This is a genomic window from Mangrovibacterium sp. (assembly GCF_041596335.1).
GTDB lineage: Bacteria > Bacteroidota > Bacteroidia > Bacteroidales > Prolixibacteraceae > Mangrovibacterium.
In genome coordinates this window covers 34,485-55,813 of the sequence record NZ_JBFHIT010000007.1, presented here as the reverse complement: position 1 = coordinate 55,813, position 21,329 = coordinate 34,485, and the positions used below count along the sequence as shown (strand labels likewise).

The following is a 21,329-nucleotide window of genomic DNA, read 5'->3' as shown; positions in this document are numbered from 1 at the left end:
CGATGAAACTCTTGCTTTCAAAAACAAAACTACTGCTCATTTGCTTGCTCTTGCCGGCAGAAATGCTGTTTGCCCAGCAGATTCTGACCCTGGATCAGGCGCTCGAGATTGCCCAACAAAACAGCCCCTCAATTCGAACTTCACTCCTTAGTCTGGAGCGTTCGCAGCAATTGTTAAAAGCCCAGAAAGCTGCATTGAAATCGCAGTTTACGTTGAGCCTCAATCCGGTTGATTATAGCAAAAACCGCTCGTTCGACGATTATACGTCAACTTGGTATACCAATGAAAGTTATCAATCATACGGAACGTTTACCGTCGCCCAGCCGGTGTTGGTTACCGATGGAACTGTGTCGCTGGTCAACCGGTTCGGATGGCAAAAAAGTAATAGTACAGCCAGTGGGGTCGAAAACGAATCGTTTACCAATAATTTATATCTGAGTGTAAGTCAGCCGCTTTTTACTTACAATAAGCTGAAGCTTGAATTGAAAACTCTCGAGCTGGACCTCGAGAATTCGAACCTGAGCTATGCCATGCAGAAGTTAAACCTTGAAAAGCTGGTTACGCAGTATTTTTACGATGTTTATACAGCTCAAATGAGTTTAAAAATTGCTCAGGACGAGTTGGCAAATACGGAGAAGACCTACGAGATAACCAAAAATAAAGTGGAAGCCGGCTTATCGGCGATGGAAGAGCTTTACCAGGCCGAATTGAATTTTGCAACGTCGAAATCGGATGTGCAAAACCAACGGGTTGCACTCGAAAGTGCAAAAGACCTGTTTAAGCAGTACATCGGAATGGACATTTTTGAAGAAATTACTGTGATGGCAGATGTAAACGCGACATCGGTTGAGGTCGATATGCAGCAGGCAATCAAATATGGCCTCAATTCGCGTATGGAAATCCGTCAGCGTGAAATCGAAGTTGAAAATTCACAGTTCGATCTGATTACGACCAAGGCCTTGAATGAGTTTGAGGGTGAAGTAAATATGTCAATCGGGATTATTGGTGACAATAAAAACCTGGAAGATATTTACGCGAACCCAACCCAGAACCCGCGAGTGTCGGTCTCGTTTAATGTGCCGCTGTTTGATTGGGGCGAAAAGAAAGCGCGAATCAAAGCACAAGAAGCAATAATTCAAACCAGGGAACTCAGTCTGGACGAAGAAAAGACACAAATTGTGATCGATATTCGGTCGGTATGCCGCAGCCTTCAGAACCAACAAACACAAATCGATATTGCGAAGCAAAACGAGAAAAACGCTCAGTTGACCTACGAAATTAATCAGGAGCGATATAATAATGGAGATCTTACCGGTATGGATCTGAATCTATATCAGAATCAGTTGTCGACAAAAAAAATGGCCTATGCGCAGGCTCTTATCAACTACAAAATTGAACTGCTCAACTTAAAAATACAAACTCTGTACGATTTCGAGCGAAACGAAGCGATATTTCCAATGGAGATCCTTCAACCTGAAAGTAAAAACTAATTGAATCGAGAATAAACCGCTATTTGAAAAACAATACCAATATGAATATTAAATTATATGCCCCCCTGGTCTTTGTTACCTTTTTAGGGATTTCCGCCTGCAACAACCAAAGCAGCAATACCGAAACCGACCTGGCTATTCCGGTCTCTGTCGATGATATTAAATTGAGTTCCATCGAACAAACCATCAGTTCAACCGGGACCGTAAGCGCCTCGCAGCAGACAACGCTCACCACTGAAACCAGCGGCGACTATGTTCTGAAGAACAATCCGAAAACCGGACGCGCATTCGCTTTGGGTGATTTGGTTGAAAAAGGTCAGCTGATCGTTGAATTGAAGGACGAAGAATATCTGAATGGTATCGGCTTAGAGTCTACCCAACTGAGCCTGAAAATAGCTGAGCAAACGTACGAAAAGCAGAAATCGCTGTACGACAAAGGCGGTGTCACTTTAAGTGAAATGAGCAGCGCGGAGGTTTCACTCGTGAATGCCAGAGATAATTTCGAGCTGGCTCAAATTCAATTGGGTAAGTTGCAGGTTCGCGCTCCTTTTCGGGGTATTATCACCGAGCTGCCTACCTTCACCCAGGGAACACGGGTTTCCAGTGGTACATCAGTTGTTGGACTGATGAGCTACAGTAAACTATTGCTTGAAGTCAATCTTCCCGAAAAATACATCAACGATATTCACCAGGGCCAGAACATCCGGGTGATGAACTACACCCTTCCAAATGATACATTGCAAGGGCAAGTGGCCGAGCTGTCGCCTGCAATTAGCACCGAAACCCGCACATTTTTGGGCAAATTGGTGGTTGAAAACCCGGAATTGAAACTGCGTCCGGGAATGTTTGTTCAAACTGAAATTATTCTCGATCGAAAGGACAGTGTTGTGGTGATTCCCAAAAGTATCGTCACATCAAACCGTCGGGGTAAAACGGTTTTTGTTGTAACCCAAGGTACTGCCGAAGAAAAACAAGTCACCTTTGGATATGAAGACAACGACCGGGTAGAAATTACCTCGGGGCTCGCTGCTAACGATCGTGTGGTGGTGAAAGGCTTTGAAACGCTGCGCAATCGCTCCAAAGTTAAAATCATCAAATAGAAAGGGGTAAACCGTGAGAAATTTAAGCGAATTTTCGGTCAAGTTCCCGGTAACGATTCTGATGATTGTACTCGGAGTTTTACTTCTGGGGTCGATCTCATACGACAAGCTGGGGATTGACTTGTTTCCGGATATGAATAACCCGCGTTTGTATATCGAGCTTGAAGCCGGAGAACGACCTCCTGAAGAAATAGAAAAACAGTTTGTCGAAAACCTCGAAGCCTTATCGATTCGCCAATCGGATGTGGTTGAGGTGTCGTCGATCTCGAAAGTTGGGAGCGCCCAGATTACCGTAGAATATGCCTGGAACAAAAATATGGACGATGCATTTCTGGATTTGCAGAAAGCCGTTTCCAGCTATGCTCAAAATGAGGATCTTGATGAGATAAACATCACTCAGCACGACCCCAATACAACACCGGTCATGCAGTTGGGTCTTACCCACAGCAATGTGGACGATATGAACGAGCTGCGCAAGGTCGCCGAAAACTATATCCGTAACGAGTTGGTTCGACTTGAAGGAGTAGCTGAAGTGGAAGTAACCGGTGATGAGGAACCGCAGATTTTGATTGAGACAAACCAGTATCTGCTGGACGCTTTTGGATTGACATTGGATGGTATTTCAACCAGAATCGGCAACTTCAATGAAAGCATTTCGGGGGGAAGCATTGAGGAAATGGGCACCCGTTATGTGGTGAAAGGGATTAGTTTACTTGTTGATGTTGAGGATTTTGAGCAAGTAATTGTGGGCTATAAACAAGTGGATGCCAGCAATAGCGAATCTGAGTATGCACCGATCTATTTACGCGAGGTAGCAAAAGTAAGCATTCAAAATAAAGACCCGGAGAATATTGTTCGCCTCAATGGCCAACGTTGCCTGGGGCTGTCGATATACAAAGAAACAAAGTTCAATACGGTGAAAGCCGTAGAAGCGATCAATAACGAAATAGGCAACATTGAAAAAGCTTTGCCGGGTTATCACCTAACTATGGTTTCAAACCAGGGAACATTCATAAACGGAGCGATTAACGAAGTCGCCAACTCAGCCTTGCTGGGTATTGTCCTGGCTGTTTTTGTGTTGTTTTTGTTCTTACGTCGAATTGGCAGTACGCTCATTATTAGTATTGCGATACCAATTTCTATAATTGCCACCTTCAACCTAATGTATTTCAATGATCTGACATTGAATATTATGACACTCGGGGGGCTGGCTCTTGGCGCCGGTATGTTGGTGGACAATGCCATTGTGGTGATGGAAAATATTTTCAGGAACCGCGACGAGGGCATGTCTGTGAAAGAAGCTGCAATTGAAGGAACCGCGCAGGTGAGTGGAGCAATCACTGCATCAACGCTAACAACCATTGTGGTATTCCTACCCATCGTTTATTTGCATGGCGCATCGGGCGAACTCTTTAAAGATCAAGCCTGGACGGTGGCTTTCTCGCTGATTTCGTCCTTAGTGGTGGCGATTTTAGTTATCCCCATGCTTTTCAACCTTTTTTATAAGAACCGAAAAACTGTTAAAGTTCAAACGGTTCAGGTGAAAGGCTACGGACGTTTTCTGGACAAAATGCTCAACCGGCGATGGCTTATTGTCCTTTTTTCGGTGGTTTTGCTTGGTGTTTCGGTTTTGTTGGTTCCGATGATTGGAACCGAATTTATGCCGAAAACCGAAACCCGCGAGTTTAGCATGGACATTCGTATGGCCGAAGGAACTCGTTTGGAACGAACCGGTTCGGCCGTTGAAAACATCGAAAATATTGTAACTGAATTGCTGGGAGAGAATTTGGAAACCATTTACAGTGAAGTTGGTCCGTCAACCGGAATAAGCACCAGTTCGTCATCCATTTTTGAAGGTGAAAATACAGCGACAGTAAAAATTATATTGAAGGCAGATAGTCAGATGGCATCAACCGAAGCCATTCGGGCCATTAGTAATACCTTGGGCGACATTCCCGAAACGGAAATTAGCTACAAACAGGACGAGACGGCCCTAAAAAGTATAATGGGAACCGATGAAGCACCGCTGGTAATTGAGGTTCAGGGAACCGATTTGCAAGATATTGAATCGCTGGTGGCTGAAGTCAGAGGGCAGATCGAAAATTTGCCGGGCATTTACAACATCGAATCATCGATGGAAGAGGGATCGCCTGAAGTTGAAATTATGGTCGACCGTATGCGAGCCGGCATGCAGAACCTGAGCGTGAGCAGCATTGTTACGCAAATTCAGGATCAATTGTCGGGGAAAGAAGCCGGGGAGGTTGAGCGTATGGGCGAAATGCAGGACATCTACCTGAAATTACCCGACAAAGGGTTGGTTGATTTAAGCGATTTGAGAATTACAGGCAATGGGCAGGAATTTTTTGTGAACGAGTTGGCAACCATCAAAATGGGGCAGTCGCCGAAAGAAATTTTCCGTCGCAACCAAAACCGAATCGGAAAAATTACTGCTCAGCTCGACAAAAAAACGCCGCTCGACAAAGCTGTGAAAGAAATTAAAGCTGCGATTGCACCGATCGATTTGCCACTGGATTATAAAATCAACATTAGCGGTGAAGAAGCCAAGCGGCAGGAATCAATGGACAGTCTGGGCTTTGCTCTGATTCTGTCAATCATTCTGGTTTATATGGTGCTCGCTTCTCAATTCGAGTCGTTGTTGCATCCATTCACCATCCTGCTTACCATTCCTATGGCTGTAGTTGGTTCCATTTGGACCTTCTTCTTCCTGGGCAAATCGTTTAACATGATGGCTTTTATTGGGGTCATTATGTTAGCAGGTATTGCCGTAAACAACGCCATCATTTTGGTCGACCGAATTTTGCAATTACGGAAAAACGGACTGACGCGGCGCGAAGCAATTATACAGGCAGGCCAACAACGGATACGACCAATTGTGATGACAAGTTTGACGACCATTCTGGCTCTGCTTCCGCTAACACTTGGTTTCGGCGAAAGTGCTTCGTTGCGCTCCCCGATGGCGTTGGCTGTTATCGGAGGGATGGTCACATCGACCCTGCTTTCGCTGGTGGTGATTCCCTGTGTATACGAAATTTTTGAACGCGTTAAAGATCGATTTGTGAAACCCGCAGCTGAAAGCAATGAATTATGAGGTTTATTATAGATAGAAAGACCCTGATTAGCATGCTGTTTATCGGCCTTACCCTCTTGGGCTATGTGTCGTACAAGCAGTTGGGTGTCGAGTTGTTGCCAAACGCGGAACTTCCGTTCCTGTATGTGCAGGCGGTCTCAACTCGTGAAGCCGATCCTTCGTACCTCGAAAATGAGGTGGTCATTCCGCTGGAAGGAGCCATCAGTACGCTCGAGGGGATTGAGTCGCTGGAGTCGAGCATAAACTCCCGACGTGGAAGCATTGTGGTTTACTACCAGAAAAATGTCGACTTTAATTTTGCTTACCTGAAACTTCAGGAAAAAGTGAATGAGATGGAGTCGAGCCTCCCCGAAGATATTCGGATAACCGTCAATCGGGTCGATCTGACACAAATGAATAACAATTTCATGGAATTGCAGGCTCGTGGCAGTGGGGGTGTCGATCGGGTTCGCAATGTGGTTGACGAAGAAGTGGTGAGTGATTTGGAGAACCTCGACGGTGTTGCCGGCGTGAATGTTTATGGCGGTCAGCAAAAAACCATCGAAATTATTCCTGACCCCGGAGCTTGCGAGGCTTACAACATAACGGCGGCCAACCTACGTTCGAAACTCAGCTCGAATTCGCAATCGAGAACCTATGTAGGTAATCTAAAAGAACAAGACCGGCTTTACTTTGTGCATGTAACAGCTCAATACGAGCAAGTTGCCGACATTGAAAACCTGGTGGTTGCCGACGGCCCTATTCTGTTGAAAGATGTGGCGCAGGTTCGGTTTGGCGTGAAAGAACAAACCAGCTACAGTCGGGTAAATGGGCTGGACGCCATTACTGTTCAGTTGATTAATGATTCGCAGGCAAATCAGATCGAGCTTTCGCACAAGACCTTGGAATTGGTTGATAAGCTAAATGAAAAGCTGAAGACCAAAGATGTACAACTGGTTGTACAGAGCAACTCGGCAGAAACAATGGAAGCCAACATCGACCAAATTATTAATCTGGCATTGGTGGGCGGCTTTATGGCTGTGTTTGTACTCTGGATGTTTTTAAAGAACGTACGTATTGTGGCCTTTATCGCCCTGGCGATTCCTGTTTCAATTTTTACCGCTTTCAACTTTTTCTACGCCTACGGTATCACCCTCAATAGTTTAACATTGGTTGGTATGGCGCTGGCGGTGGGCATGCTGCTCGACAACAGTGTTGTTGTGCTCGAAAATATTTATCGGCTGGCCGGAAAGGGTGTTGATGCCGATACGGCGGTAACACAAGGAACCAGCGAAGTTTGGCGTTCGATCGTGGCCGCTACGTTGACAACGATAACGGTTTTCCTGCCTTTCGTATTTTCGAGTAACTATATGGTTGAAATGCTTGGGAAAAACGTTGGCGTTTCAATCATATCGACCTTGGTAGTTTCGTTGATTGTTGCGCTGCTGTTTGTGCCAATGGCCATTCATTATATCCTGAAAGGAAGACGAGGAAAGGAAATTGCCTTTGAACGGGTAACAACCAATAACCGGATGGTTCAGATTTACTTGTTGTTGCTAAAATCATGCATGCGCTTTCCGGCAGCAACTGTTTTGGGCGCAGTAGTCATCTTTTTTATCACCATCTTTTTAGCGCTAACTGTTAGCGTGAGCTCGTTAACTGAAGTTGAAAACGACGAGATTCAACTTTACGTAACTATGCCTACAGGGTCGAGCCTGACGAAGACTGACGAGACGGTTCAGAAAATGGAGGAAAAGCTGGCGGAGGTGAAAGAAAGACTGGACGTGGTGAGTCGTATTGAAGAGGAATCGGCCAATGTCACTCTAAAACTGGTTGAAGACTATGACAAGGTCGATGGACGAACTTTCGCTGAAATAAAAAATGCAGCCTATGAGTTGGTGAAAGACATCAATCCCGCTGAAGTTTCGTTTGAGCAAACCAGCTCAGGCGGCGGAGGTGGCGGTGGCGGTTTTGGCGGTAGCGGAAAGATGATGAGTTTTCAGAAAATGCTGGGTATTGGTACCGATGAAGAAAAAATTGTACTGAAAGGGCAAGACTTTGAAATGATGCAAACAGTTGCTGAAGACCTGCGTTATTTCCTCGAAAATATGGACATCATCAATCGGGTGAGGCTGAATGTTTCCGATAATCAACCCGAAGTGCATATGCGTTTCGACCCACTGGTGATGACAGAGCTGGGGATTAACTTGTCGAATGTATCCAGCGAGCTGAATTCTTTCTCGGGTGAAGTTTCCACCGGAGTGATGTTTAACCAGGGAGTCGATGAGTATGAAATTATCATCAACCAGGATGCCGATGAAACAGAAGAGCAGGCCCGCACAATGGACGATCTGAAAATAGTACAGGTGAGCGATGATAGTGATGGTTTGCATGATCTCCAGGATTTTACGAGACTTGTCTATGCCCGAGGCCTTTCAGGTATCAACCGGGTTAATCAGGAGAAGCAGATCGAGATTACCTACAGTCTGGTGTCTGACGCGCAAAGTTCGAAGGATTTGTTGGCATCGTACCGCTATGAGATTGATAATCTTGTCGCCAATTATTCGTTTCCAACCGGTATTGCTGCCGAAGTGATCCATGAGGACAGTGAATTGGACGAATTTTACTTTTTGATTGGAGCGGCTATTCTGCTTATATTCATGATTCTGGCATCGGTTTTCGAATCGGTGGTCACACCTTTTGTGCTGCTGTTTTCTATTCCTCTGGCCGCAATTGGTTCACTTATCGCTCTCATTATCACAGGTAATAGCTTGTTTAACGCCAACACCATGATCGGCTTCCTGATATTGTTGGGAGTGGTCGTTAATAATGGGATTATCCTGATCGATTATAGTAATATCCTTCGTAAACGTGGCTATCGGCGCTCGCGGGCACTCATGACAGCAGGGCTTTCGCGCGTTCGCCCAATCCTGATTACAGCTATCACAACGATCGTAGCCATGGTGCCGCTAGCAATGGGGCAGGCCGAATATGTAAGCGTAATTGGTGCTCCGTTCGCGATCATCGTTATTGGAGGTCTAGCCCTGAGTACCTTGTTGACGCTGATTTTCATCCCAACACTTTATTCAGGTTTGGAAAATGCGCTGGAGTGGTTCCATTCGCTTAGCTGGAAATTGAAGGCGGTTCAACTGATTTTAATCGTCGGTGCTTTTGCTTTAATTTATATTGAAGTAGACGATCTTACCTGGCAGATGCTCGATACGGTATTAGCAGTGGTGCTTATCCCGGGAACAACCTGGTTTGTGCTGAACAGCTTGAAGAAAGCCGGCACTAAGTTGATTGATCCGAACGAGAAAGTTCAAATACGGATTCAGAATTTAGTTAAGATTTACGATCGTCCGGGACGTTTCTCACGCGAGTGGATTGGTGGACTCAATATTCGCCGTCGCGCCGGGCTGGAAAAAGAGTTCCGCTCAATTCGTGAGTTCGATCAACTCATTTGGCAATTGCCTCTGTTGGGCTTTTTCATCTATTTCACCTTCTTTTTTCTGGTCAATGCATTCTGGATTTCCTTTATGATGTTGATGGTTTATTTCTATGTGCTCGCCATGTGGACTCCAATATCGATCTATCTGAACAACAGGTATGACGAAACCAAGAAACCTGTTTTTGGCGTTCTTGGAAAACGAAGTGAACAAGCTATTTTCTGGTTTCTTCCTTTGGTGGAGCTGGTGGTGCTGTATCGGAAAACAAACTACATTGGACTTGTTGCCGCCTTTGCCGCCTTGTGGTATTTGGGCTTGGTGGTTTCGGTAACTGCAAAAAGGCTTTACAACGAAAAGGTGAATGTAGACCGGATCACCGGTCGCTTCGGTTTGTTGCGCCGCACTGTCTACCGATTGGTGAAACAAATCCCATTGATTGGAAAACAGAAAGTGCCCTTCAAAGCTCTTAACGGAGTATCGCTCGAAATTAACACTGGAATGTTCGGGCTACTGGGACCCAATGGTGCCGGTAAATCAACGATGATGCGCACCATCTGCGGAATTTTGGAACAGAGTTACGGTAAAATATGGATTAACGGAATAGACACTCAGGAAAAACGGGAGGAACTGCAAGGACTGATTGGTTACTTGCCTCAGGAGTTTGGCACCTACGAAAATATGCCGGCATGGGATTACCTTGAATATCAGGCAATGTTGAAGGGGTTGACCGATGTGGAAGAGCGCGAGAAACGTCTGGAATATGTCCTTAAAGCCGTTCATATGTACGATCGCCGGACGGAGAAAATTGGTTCCTTCTCGGGTGGAATGAAACAACGTATCGGAATTGCACAAATTCTGTTGCATCTGCCACGTATTCTTGTGGTTGATGAACCAACTGCTGGTCTGGATCCGCGCGAACGCATCCGTTTCCGAAACCTGTTGGTTGAGTTGAGCCGGGAGCGAATAGTCATCTTTTCAACACATATTATCGAAGATATTGCAAGCTCGTGTAATCAGGTCGCCGTAATTATTCGTGGCCGGTTGAAATATCATGGTTCTCCAATGAATATGGTGAACCTGGCTGACAAACTGGTTTGGCAATATGATGTGCCTGCTGCCGAATTCGATAAAATGCCGAATAAGCAAATGGTTGTTCACCATATGCGTGTTGAAGATAAAATTCGTTTACGGCTGCTAGCCAAAGAGAAGCCTTCGATCGACGCTATCGAAGTAAAACCGATGCTTGAAGACGCTTACTTGTGTTTGATTAAAGACTTAAAATGATGGATAAACGAAAAATACGCAATACAATCGACCTGATCCTCAGTATGATTCGGTATAATTTCCGAATTATATTTGCCGGGCGGTTCATCTGGTTTTTGTTGGCGGCTTTAGCTTTCTATGTGTTCATTTCTATCATGGGAGTTATCAATGGAGAACTGCCCGACGAAGAATTCATATACGGAATATTAATGTTCCCGGCCATATTGCTCATCTTTTATCCAATGACCTTTGGTATTCAGAATGATGTTGATGCCGGAATTCTGGAAATTCTGTTCGGCATTCCCGATTACCGGTACAAAGTTTGGCTGGTGCGACTGGTGTTGGTATTTGTGCTGGTATCAATTATTCTGGCAGGCTTTGCTGTGTTAAGCTACATTTTTTTGGCACCGGTTAGTGTGGTGGAAATGACCTGGCAAATCATGTTCCCGGTTTTCTTTCTCGGAAGCATGGCATTCATGTTCTCCACCATCATAAAAAATGGTAATGGAACAGCTGTGGTTATGGTAATTTTGGGCGTTGTGGCACTTTTTTTGTCTGATACTCTTGAGCGGACAATGTGGAATATTTTCCTAAATCCGTTTAATGTGCCCAGAAATATGAATGAGTTGGTTTGGGAAGGAATTGCGATCAAAAACAGGATTTTCCTGTTTACCGGAGCATTGGTGTTTTTGTTGTATGGCCTTTTCAATCTGCAAAAGCGCGAAAAGTTTATCTAGTTTAATCGCTGGTTTCAGTTAGAGCCATAGGCAACGCTAATATTTTGAAATCTCCTGAATGACGGCAGGTGGGTCAATACATCTGCCAAACTGTTATAGCAAAATAGTTTCGAAAAAAAGCGACATCATTTGGTGTCGCTTTTCTTATAAATAGAATTACAAACTCTCACGGCCTGTTCTTCCAGTGTTTCTGTTTCCTCAATTTTCAAACATGATCCGATTTTTGTGTCGAACGATTTTGGCGAGAAATTTAACATCCCATTTCCGGAGAAAAGCGTTAGTTCGCCAAAAATAAGCTGTCCTTCTACTTCGTACAGATCAACCCGGATAAACTTAAATCCATGGCATAAAATCCGCACAATGCGGAGCATTTCGTCAAAGGTTTCCGGACATGGAATTTCTTCGTCTCGTGCCGGGCACCCGCCTAGCTCAAAGTGAATTCTTTTCCAAAATAAATCGAAATAAGTACGGGTATGGTTTGTACCCCGATCCATGTCTACCTGAACGAAACGAGGGATCCCGTGAAAGCAATAGAACTTGTAATCAGTCAATCCGGATTCATTTTTATTGTGAAGGAATTTCTCACAGATAATCCGGGGCTTTAAGTCTTTGTAAACCCATTCGCCATATAAATCGTAGAAGTTCTGGTTTAACCATGAATTCATTTCCCTTCTGGCGGCTTCAACGTCCAGTTTGCTTTTGTCGTTACAAACAATCACCCAGCCCGAGCCATGTGTCGCTTTCAGAACGAAGGAGTCTGGCAATTTTGAGAAATCAATGGCATCAACACGATCGTATACGCCATAGAGATCGTTGAGGTATTGCTCTCCAATGCGCCTGCGAATGTATTCACGAGCAGTGTATTTGTCAACAAAATAGGCATATTCGGGCTTTCGGTCGTATAAATTCAACCAAATTAGCTTAGCGTTAAAGGTCGTGGGATGATTTAAGTTTAGCAACTCTCCGTGTTTGAATAAGTACCTGCATTGGTAGTACAGTTTGTCGGATGTTGTTTTGCGAAGCGCTTTCAAAATGAAATCTTTCATATCCTAGGTATTGTTGGTTCTGACAGCCTGCGAGCCATTAACTGCTGATCCGTTTGGTTGCCCATGAAGCTGATCATTTAAAATGCTAATAAAACTTTTTCGGAGAATCTCCAATTCGTAGTGGTCTGCATAACGTTGCCTTGCATTTCGTCCCATTTCAGCTATTTTTTGCTTTGAATGCATGAGGTCTATCTTTTCAACAATTTCTTGGGGTGTATTTTCAACTAATAAGAACCCGGTATACGCATCGACAATTGTACTTGGAATGGCTGCTGTGGAATTAGCGATCACCGGCAATCCGTACTCCATGGCTTCAATAATAACCCTCGGTAGGGCTTCGTATCGATACGCAGTCGGAAAAATTAACAGATCTGATTGAGCAAGAGTCGTCTGCTTCTTTTTGCCTTTTATAAACCCGATATGACGCACAAATTCCTGTAAGCCATATTCTTCAACGAGTGTCTGAAATTCAATTTCTTCAGCACGGGAAGGCCAGCTACCGGCGAAGGTCATATCGAAATCGCAGTCTCTGTCTTTCAAAATTCGGGCGGTCTCAATGGCTTGGGGCCATCCCTTTTCTTTAATCATATTCGACAAGAATAGTAACCGAAGCTTTGGAGTTTTTAGCCTTTCCTTTTGAATCGATTGAAACTCCCCGTCGGAGAGCGTTTTTCTGATTGCGTTTGGTAGAATTTTAATTTGCTCAGCGGGGATATATTTGTTGACCCCTTCCATTAATTCCTTCCCTAGCACGATTGCCGCCGAATCTTTGAAGGCGTTTTTTAAGATAAATGACTTAACCCCGTTATTTAGATCACCGTCGCACAGTTGGGTTCTCAGATGATAAATAACGCGTTGGTTAAGTAGTTTAAAGGTTAATGCTGCTCCAAAGTCACGGATAAATGAAAAACCACCGGTTGATGGCATAATGTAGATTAAATCGGGTTTAAACCTGTTGACTGCAGCGAGTGTTTTCCCAATTAAAATCAGACCTCCAAACAGTTTTCCAAGTGTAATTTTATTCAGATCAATAAATTTCGCCGGATGATTCAACTGAATATTTTTGACCTCAAAATTAGGATGTTGTTGAATGACCTTTAAGCAGGTAAGACTGGACAGATTACTACCGTATATTGGAGGGGGTAGCGGACTTAAAAAAAGAATTTTTTTCTTCATTTAGAATACCTTTCATTCCGGAATCGCGCGAATTCTTCGGAAAATTTATTTCAAAAAGCTATCGCTGTTTTTTGATCGGAATTATTCCGGTCGTATTGGTGTATGCGTTTCTGAGTTTGCGAGTTAAAAAGTTAATTAGCTTAATCCGTATTTTGTCGTAGAAACGATGAATCTCGTAATTCCGATCGGGTAATACGACTGCAGGCTCGCGCTGTATTTTATAGCCATTCTGCGACTTCAGTTTTTGCGAATGGGTAATGCCTGAAAAGTGGGTGCCTTCGTAACCAACGTTCTCGATCAGGTTTTTTGCCGGAATTATTCCCAGTCCACCGTTTGCGTTCATGCTAAAGTAAAACTGAAAATCCCAAACATGATCTTTTAAGTTCGCTTGCTTGTAATGTGCTTTGAATCTCCAGTTGAGATACATGCCCGCCACTTTCGAAAACTGAATGTTTTTAAACCCGCCTTGCTTATAAAAGTCTGGCCAGGTGTTCATTAACGGATCGAATTTGTCCCAGCTTCTTTTCCATGTTGCCCATCCCCAGGTTTCTGTTTGGGTGCTGAAAATGTAGTCACGATCTTTAAAGTACTTACTATTCGGGTAAGCCGATCGGCCCGAGATCAACCAAACACGATGATTGTCTGCATATTTGTTCAGCAGGTAATGACAGTATTCAAAAAAATCCGGTTGCGGAATGCAATCATCCTCCAGAATAATTCCTTGCTGTTCATGCGAAAACAGCCAACTAATTGCTGTCGCAGGTCCCGGGCCACACCCCAGATTTTCATCCTGAAACAGGGTGTTGACGTTGCAGTCCCAATCAACCGAACCTAAGACGAGTTCACGTGTCTTTTTCACGAGCTCTTCTTCGCCGGCGATATGCTTTCGTGCACCGTCCGATGCGATATACAACTGATCTGGTTGATATTGGCGGATAACATCCAATACTTTCTCAGCAAGATTAGGTCGGTTGAAAATGATCAGTAAAACCGGTGTTTTTTTTGTCATAGTAGCCTTTGGTCTGGTTTCTCTCAAATTGAGAGTTAAAGGAATGCAATGCCCTTTTTTTTGTTCAGTAGAATTAAAAAATGAAACTGGCAGGTGTGAATTTGAAACTTTTATAACTCTTAAGGCTTCGCCGCTTCTCTCACAGAAGAAAGAATCGTTCAATGCTTAAAGAAGGCTGTCTTATAAAGATCTTGACTTTGAAGTAAATAAGCAACACGGCTTGTTATGTTGTATAGAATAAAAATAGTTGCTTATCAAAATATGTTGGGTTCGCATTTGCTGATGCCGAACAATTTGTGATCTTGAGGCAAAGTGCCTGATTGTCTGGAATATATCTAAGATTTAAGGCGGTGATGAATAAGAGTTTGGGGATATGTAAATTGGTACTTTTTAAAGGCTTTGGAGGCTGTTCTGCTCCATGACATCGAGGTTTACAATCAATATGCATGGGCAAAAAAAAGGAGGAACCGCTTGCAGTTCCTCCTGGAGAAGATTTACCCTAATTGTTGGAAGCTTAAAAGCCTCCCTGATCAAATTCTATTTCGTTGGTGTCATCAGAGCCAGATCGGCCGTTGTCCATCTTGTAGTTATTTATTTTGAAGCTCAAGGCTAATTGAATCACCCGTGGTTCGTGCTTGAAGTTATAAGTTGAATTAAAGCTCGTTCCGTTACTATTTCCTTTCCACGAGGCGGTTCCCAAAATGTCCTGAACACTCACGGTAGCTGTCAGTTTCCGATTCATGAATTCTTGTCGGTACGAAATGTTGGAGTAGAATGATCCTTTCTGGTCGCCTTGTGCCGATACTGACGGCCCCCGATACATTCCCATTAGCTGCATTCTGGCAGTCGACGAAAATTTCACGGTCGCATTCATCCGGCCGTCGAAGTTGGTGCTCTCTTTGTCGATATATTCCCCTAAAACTTCGCCTTGCAGTTTGTAATTGTACACCGAAAGACTGGTATTTAATAACAACCATTTGGTTAGATCCAGATTCAACATTAACTCGGCGCCGGTTGATTTGTCCTGACTAACATTGGCACTTGTTTGATACAAGATGCCATCGTCGCCCAACTCACTAATGCGTGAAATAACGTTGCTGGTTTCCCGGTAAAAGCCGTCGAGTGAGATGAATGATTTTCCAAATCTTTGCATCACGCTCAAGTCAAACGAATTGGTGTATTCGGGTTTCAGGTCGGGGTTGCCAATTCGAATGGTGTACTGATTCAAATAACTAGGGAAAGGATCCAGATCGCGGCCACCGGGGCGGTCAATCCTACGACTGTAACTAGCCATTAATTGCGTATTGATGAATATTTCGTATGACGTGTGAAGCGAAGGGAACCAGTCGAAACGATCTAGCTTGTAATTCATATTTGTACCAGTGTGCTTTATTTCCCGGTTGGTATATTCTCCGCGAAGTCCGCCCATCGCTTCAAACCGTCCAATTTTGTTCGAGTAGGTTGAATAAATGGCATGGATGTCCCGTTTGAAATCCATTGAACTTGTAAAATCAGGGTTATTTATCCATTCCTGTATATCGGTGTCGAAGTTTTCAAAGAGGTAGTCCTCTGTTTCCCTGCGGATCCGACTTTGATAACCTGCTTCCAGTTTTCCGGTTTCTCCAAGTGGCTTGGTGTAGTCCAGTTTAGCACGGTAGTCCTGCGATTCTTCCCCCTCTGTCGTGCGCACCTGCAAATCGTAAATCGATCCACGAACGAAGTTTTCATTCGCTTGAACTTCAGATTGAAACTCCAGATCGTCACCCGTGCGGTTTCTGAAATAGAACATTCCTTCCAATTTATGGGTTCCTTCAGCATTGTATTTATGCAGGAAATTCACGCTGGCATCCACGAATTTTCGGTTTCGGTCGGACTCCTCCAATTCAACGGTATATCGGTTGTCTCCGGTTGTTTGTCCGTTGTATATGGTTTGGTAGATGTTATTGATGTCAGTACTCGAGTCGAAACCGTACTTTCCGGCATTGGCAACAAAACCTAAGGTGGTTTTGTCGGTCAGGTATAGGTCGAGTCCCCCTTTAAACTTAAATCCATGCCGGTTGAAATTCCGCTCGCCATTCGAAGTCATGTACTCTGTGCGGTCATCATAAAAAGTTTCCCGTGTCGATTCCTGATCACTGTTAAAAAGGCGATTGTCGGTGTCGAATCCAAAAGTTAGTTGGCGTTTTTTATTTTTATGATTTAGGGTCAGATCCATGCTTCGGCTTTCGTTGCTGCTTGCAGAGGCATTGACGATTCCATCGAAGCCCGATAGTACGTTTTTTTTCATCACCAGATTAATGATTCCCGCCATTCCATCGGGGTCGTACTTGGCAGATGGATTGGTGATGATCTCAATATTTTCGAGTGCCGACGCCGGAATTTGCTGCAAAGCGTCGCTTCCGCTCAATGCTGTTGGTCGGCCGTCGATAAAAACGGTGAAGCTCGACGATCCGCGCAGGGTTACATTTCCTTCAATATCAACCTGAACTGATGGCGTGTTTTCCAAAACATCAACCGCCGTTCCGCCTGCCGCATTAATATCTTGCGATACGTTGATCACTTTCTTGTCAACTTTGTATTCAACCCGGGCTTTTTCGGCAACAACTTCAATGCCTGTGATTTGCTGGCGCGAAGCTTCCAGGTAGATCACACCCAGGTTGATTTCTTTTCGGTCGGTACCAATCCGGATATTGTTAATCCGGGTTTTATTGAAACCGATAAAATTCGCTTCAACATAGTAGGTTCCGGAATTCAGTTTCTCAAGGGTGAATTCGCCCTGCGGGTTTGTAATTCCTCCTGAAACAAGAGAAGAATCGGCACTGTTATAAATGGAAATATTGGCATATTCCATTGGAGTGTTAGAGTCTTTTTCGACCACTTTACCTTTGATGACGGATTTTGGTGATGGTGTTGGCGTAGGGTCTGATCTTTTTAATGGAGTATCTGCAATGGCTTGAAGATGAAGAAATACCAGCGCCAAAAATCCCAACCACAAAATTCTTTTCTTGTACATGTCTAATTGCTTTTATCACAGGTTCGGCGTCCATCGCGGATCGTTCTTTCTCTTTTTCATTTACCTGTGGATTTCAAAAAATCGTTAACACCTACTAAGACATTCCAAGCCGATCCTGGTTTAATCCGAATTCACGTATTCTTGTTAATATGTGTAAATCGCTCAATCAGGTCAATTTTTAGGAAAACGAGCGGCATTCAGACGGCTTTTTGTGTCCTATTGTTTGAGTCCAAATTCGGGGTCAATTTTCAGAAACGGAGCGATCGCGAATCCGGGAACGGTGCAGAACATTACCCAAATAAAGAAATTGAGGTAACCCACCTGGTCTTCAATCCATCCTGAAAGCATTCCGGGCAGCATCATCCCTAAGGCCATGAACCCCGTGCAAAGCGCATAGTGGGCTGTTTTGTGTTCGCCATCAGCCAGTTGGATCATGTATAACATGTAAGCGGTAAATCCGAAACCATAGCCCAGTTGCTCCCAGATTACAGCCGATGTAATCACAAACAAATTCTGACTTTGAGTAGCTGCCAGTACAACATAGGCAACATTTGGGAAATTCATGGCGATAATCATCGGCCAGAGCCAGCGTTTCAGGCCGTGGCGCGACACCACAATGCCTCCGAGTATTCCTCCGATTGTTAGCGCGATGATGCCTGCTGTTCCGTAAATAAATCCAATTTCGCTCGTGCTCAGAGCAAGACCTCCTTCTGCCAGATCGTCCAATAAAAATGGCGAGGCCAACTTCGATAGCTGTGCTTCGCCGAAGCGGAAGAACAACAAAAACAATAAGGCAACTCCAATTCCTTCTTTCACAAAAAACGAACGGAAGGTTTCACCAAAGTTGTGCAGAATTTCAGCAACACTTTGGTTTGTTCGTTTTTTATCGGAGGCCGGAACTGGCAGAAAAATAAAGTGGTACAAAAAGAACGCTGCAAATAAGCCCGCAAAAATGAAAAAGGTAATGCTCCAGGCGGTTGATGTTTTCTCACTGATTTCCTCGAAGTGTCCGGCGAGAATTACCAATGGTCCCTGTCCGGCTAGCATGGCAAGACGGTAGAAGGTATTCCGGATTCCAACAAAAAAGGCTTGATCGCGATTGGATAAGCCCAGCATATAGAAGCCATCGGCGGCAATGTCGTGCGTAGCAGAGCTGAACGCCATAAGCCATAAAAACGCTAAGCTATATTGAAAGAAATTGTTTAGCGGGAGGGTGAAGGCCACCCCTGCCAATGCACCTCCTGTGAGCAGTTGCATGCCTACAATCCAAAATCGTTTGGTTCGCAATATATCCACCAGCGGACTCCAGAATGGCTTGATGACCCAGGGGAGGTACAACCAGCTGGTATATAGTGCGATATCGGTATTTGAGATTTCCATTCGTTTGTACATAATCACCGAGACGGTCATCACGAAAACATATGGTAGTCCTTCAGCAAAATATAAGGATGGAATCCAGGCCCAGGGGCTTCGGGTGGTTTTGTTCATTGTTCTTAGTCGGTCAGTTTGGGGGCATTAAATTAGTAAAAATAAAAAGTCGGTCAACAGTTGGTTAATTCTGTTTGGTTCAATAGTGTACCACCAACTCGGTTCCCACAAAATAATGAGCCAGGATTTGCTTGTAGTTATAACCTTTTTCACCCATGACCGCTGCCCCAATTTGGCACAAGCCAACACCATGCCCCCAGCCGGCTCCGATGAGGGTGAAGTGTTGCGGAATACCTTTTTGGATATCCAGATGATCGACCACAAAAGCAGCACTGTACAAATGGCTGGACGATAATGCCCGGCGAATTTCCAGCTCTTTGCCAATGGTCATGGTTCTTTTGGTACCAGTAATTTTAAGTTGAATTATGCGACCCGAATGCCCTCTTTTTAATGCTTGCAGGGAAATAATTTCTCCAAAATCTATCCCTGACCGCTTGTGAATTAAGGTTGAAAGTTCTGCTTGCCTATAGTCAACTTTCCAGCGGTAAAAATCAGGTGTTTTCTGATCGAAATCGGGGAGAACCTGCGACAAAATCTGTTGGTTGGTGGTATTGCAAAATGCTCCGGGTGAAGTTCGAATCCAGCTTTCGGCCTCGTCTTCGTGTCGCAGATCAACACAGGTGGTTGCCGCTTCGTCCGAGTCGACAATTTTACTGAGGTAGCGATGATAGACCGGCTCCCAGACATGTTCGAAATTTTCGGATATGCCACCGCAGCATTTCGAAAAACGGGCATCGCAAATCTCGCCGTCAGCCACCAGAAATTCGCCCAAAGTTGCATCGATTGCCGCATTGGCTTTTTCGCTAATTATCTTTGTAATTCCTTGGTAGCGTTGGCAATGATCATCGGCACAGACATCAAACAGGCGATGGTCTTCGCGGTCGTACCAGCGGACTCGTTCGTGCTCGTTCTCGGTGCAGGTTTGGTAGGGCGTTGTTTCGCTTTTCAGTTTCTTGCTTTTAATAATTTGTGCCATCAGCCAGCTGCGCGAAATCACCGCGTGAGCCTTTAGTAACTCGGGCGAACTTGTCGCACTCATTTCCGACGATATTACGGAGCGTAAATATTCTTCGAGCGGAACCCGATTGATGGCACGAACTTTCCCGTCTTCCAATACCAGTTTTAAACTGCCGCGAAACTGCTGATCTTGCTTTTGCTCCCAATGAAAATTGATGCCGATGGTAACCTCTTTCAGAAGAAAAGAATCGGCAGCTCCGGAAGCGACGAACCCAAATTCATCGCCTTTGTTTTTATATCCCGACTCATCGGTAAGCTGCAACTGATTGTCTTCCACAGCGATCGTGAATACTTTACCGTTGAATCCGGTTGGTAATTGGTAGCTTCCTTGCAGTTGAAACTGAATTGTTTTTTCGGCCATGATACCGACCTGTATTTCGGGCTGTTGATTCATTTTTGCTGGTTTCTGGTAGCGGTTCTTGATTCTTGTACTTATTTTAGATCGAATGTCAGGAAGCAAATTCGTCGTGTCTTTGCGATTTATTGGCGGCCGAATTGATGCCTGATTTTGTTTCTTAGCGTCTCAAATGCCGTATCATTCAGTGTCACCTGCCGATAGATGTCGGACAAATCCTCGTTCGACAGTTTTGCAAAATCTTCTGCTCGGGGTAGAACGACCAATCCGCCCATTTCAACTGATGCCGGACTCATGAGGATCTGATTTTCATCGGTCAGGAAATACTGGCGCGGGCGTTGTTTTTCGCGCGGAAAGAGCAGAACCTGCCAACTTCCGGCTTCAAAATTGGCGAGCACATTCATCATCGGTTCTTCAGCAGGCGACTCCGACTCCATGAGCTTGATAACCTGTTCCACTGTTGCCGAAAGCTCGGCTTTCGATTTGGATTGGAAGAAAATGACTTTGCGCAGATAACTATTCCCGATCGCCAAAATACGGATCGATGGACGATCGATAAGCACATCGGCTTTTACTGCTTGCCTTGCCATTTCTAATTCTATGGGCATCTTTTTCCGCTGGCCGGCTTGGAAATGAAAATGGTCGGGTGCTGAAGCTCCACATTTTGGGCCGTTGTAAAAAAGGGTGAAATCGGTTAATTCTTCCGCCAAATCTAGCATGTCGGCCAAACGACCGCTGAGCTGTTGAGGTTCATGGTCGTAACCAGGAATGGTGAGATGTTGGTCGAAAATCGGGAAAGGATTGATCAGGATTTCATAGTGGCCACGAAAATTGATGCCGACTTGTTCATCCGGTCGGTTCTTTTTACATAAAAAACACGGACGTTGGCTAATAGCCGAATGGTCTGTCCGCGCACCGGTTGATCGAATTCGCTCTGGGTTGAACTGCGCAATAATTTGAAAATCGTCAAAGTTGAAACTTCGCTTTTCAATTTTAGCTAACGCGTTATAATTTGTTCCGGCTAGCTTCCATTCCGATTTTTGCTGCCGGATTAGTTCGTGTATGTTTGTTTGAAAATTCAACTTACAGGTTTTGGGTTGT

At 44.5% G+C, this 21,329-nt stretch carries 12 protein-coding genes; 5 read left to right on the top strand and 7 right to left on the bottom strand.

Annotated elements, in window-relative coordinates; all coding sequences use genetic code 11:
• Nucleotides 1-2: 2 nt before the first annotated feature.
• The 5 genes from ABZD21_RS04420 to ABZD21_RS04400 are packed head-to-tail and all read left to right on the top strand — an operon-like array spanning nucleotide 3 to nucleotide 11,124.
• On the top strand, nucleotides 3-1,490 hold the full coding sequence (locus ABZD21_RS04420; protein WP_372773178.1) for a TolC family protein: 1,488 nt from the start codon (nucleotides 3-5) through the stop codon (nucleotides 1,488-1,490).
• Between the two features lie 41 nt (nucleotides 1,491-1,531).
• Complete coding sequence (locus ABZD21_RS04415) at nucleotides 1,532-2,590, top strand: efflux RND transporter periplasmic adaptor subunit (RefSeq protein ID WP_372773176.1); 1,059 nt, start codon at nucleotides 1,532-1,534, stop codon at nucleotides 2,588-2,590.
• Between the two features lie 13 nt (nucleotides 2,591-2,603).
• The gene (locus ABZD21_RS04410) at nucleotides 2,604-5,699 is read left to right on the top strand and encodes an efflux RND transporter permease subunit (RefSeq protein ID WP_372773175.1); all 3,096 of its coding nucleotides are present in this window, start codon (nucleotides 2,604-2,606) and stop codon (nucleotides 5,697-5,699) included.
• Entirely contained in the window at nucleotides 5,696-10,408 is a 4,713-nt protein-coding gene (locus tag ABZD21_RS04405; RefSeq protein WP_372773174.1) for an efflux RND transporter permease subunit, read from the top strand. The genes ABZD21_RS04410 and ABZD21_RS04405 overlap by 4 nt, the downstream gene beginning before the upstream one ends.
• On the top strand, nucleotides 10,405-11,124 hold the full coding sequence (locus ABZD21_RS04400; protein ID WP_372773173.1) for a hypothetical protein: 720 nt from the start codon (nucleotides 10,405-10,407) through the stop codon (nucleotides 11,122-11,124). Before ABZD21_RS04405 ends, ABZD21_RS04400 begins: the two co-directional genes overlap by 4 nt.
• A gap of 125 nt (nucleotides 11,125-11,249) precedes the next feature.
• On the opposite strand, the gene ABZD21_RS04395 is transcribed toward ABZD21_RS04400, so the two are convergent.
• The 7 genes from ABZD21_RS04395 to ABZD21_RS04365 all read right to left on the bottom strand — a co-directional run bounded on the left by ABZD21_RS04395 (nucleotide 11,250) and on the right by ABZD21_RS04365 (nucleotide 21,310).
• Complete coding sequence (locus ABZD21_RS04395; protein WP_372773172.1) at nucleotides 11,250-12,170, bottom strand: ATP-grasp fold amidoligase family protein; 921 nt, start codon at nucleotides 12,168-12,170, stop codon at nucleotides 11,250-11,252.
• Nucleotides 12,171-12,173: 3 nt separating this feature from the next.
• Nucleotides 12,174-13,346, bottom strand: a complete 1,173-nt coding sequence (locus ABZD21_RS04390) for a glycosyltransferase family 4 protein (protein ID WP_372773170.1) — start codon at nucleotides 13,344-13,346, stop codon at nucleotides 12,174-12,176.
• A gap of 58 nt (nucleotides 13,347-13,404) precedes the next feature.
• On the bottom strand, nucleotides 13,405-14,355 hold the full coding sequence (locus ABZD21_RS04385; RefSeq protein WP_372773169.1) for a glycosyltransferase family A protein: 951 nt from the start codon (nucleotides 14,353-14,355) through the stop codon (nucleotides 13,405-13,407).
• 514 nt (nucleotides 14,356-14,869) lie between these two features.
• Complete coding sequence (locus tag ABZD21_RS04380; protein WP_372773168.1) at nucleotides 14,870-17,368, bottom strand: TonB-dependent receptor domain-containing protein; 2,499 nt, start codon at nucleotides 17,366-17,368, stop codon at nucleotides 14,870-14,872.
• 216 nt (nucleotides 17,369-17,584) lie between these two features.
• Entirely contained in the window at nucleotides 17,585-18,856 is a 1,272-nt protein-coding gene (locus ABZD21_RS04375) for an MFS transporter (protein ID WP_372773166.1), read from the bottom strand.
• A gap of 79 nt (nucleotides 18,857-18,935) precedes the next feature.
• Nucleotides 18,936-20,267: a SpoIID/LytB domain-containing protein gene (locus ABZD21_RS04370; protein ID WP_372773164.1), complete on the bottom strand. Its 1,332-nt coding sequence runs from the start codon at nucleotides 20,265-20,267 to the stop codon at nucleotides 18,936-18,938.
• A gap of 86 nt (nucleotides 20,268-20,353) precedes the next feature.
• Nucleotides 20,354-21,310, bottom strand: coding sequence for a DUF4922 domain-containing protein (locus ABZD21_RS04365; RefSeq protein ID WP_372773163.1), 957 nt, complete (start codon nucleotides 21,308-21,310; stop codon nucleotides 20,354-20,356).
• Nucleotides 21,311-21,329 lie beyond the last annotated feature (19 nt).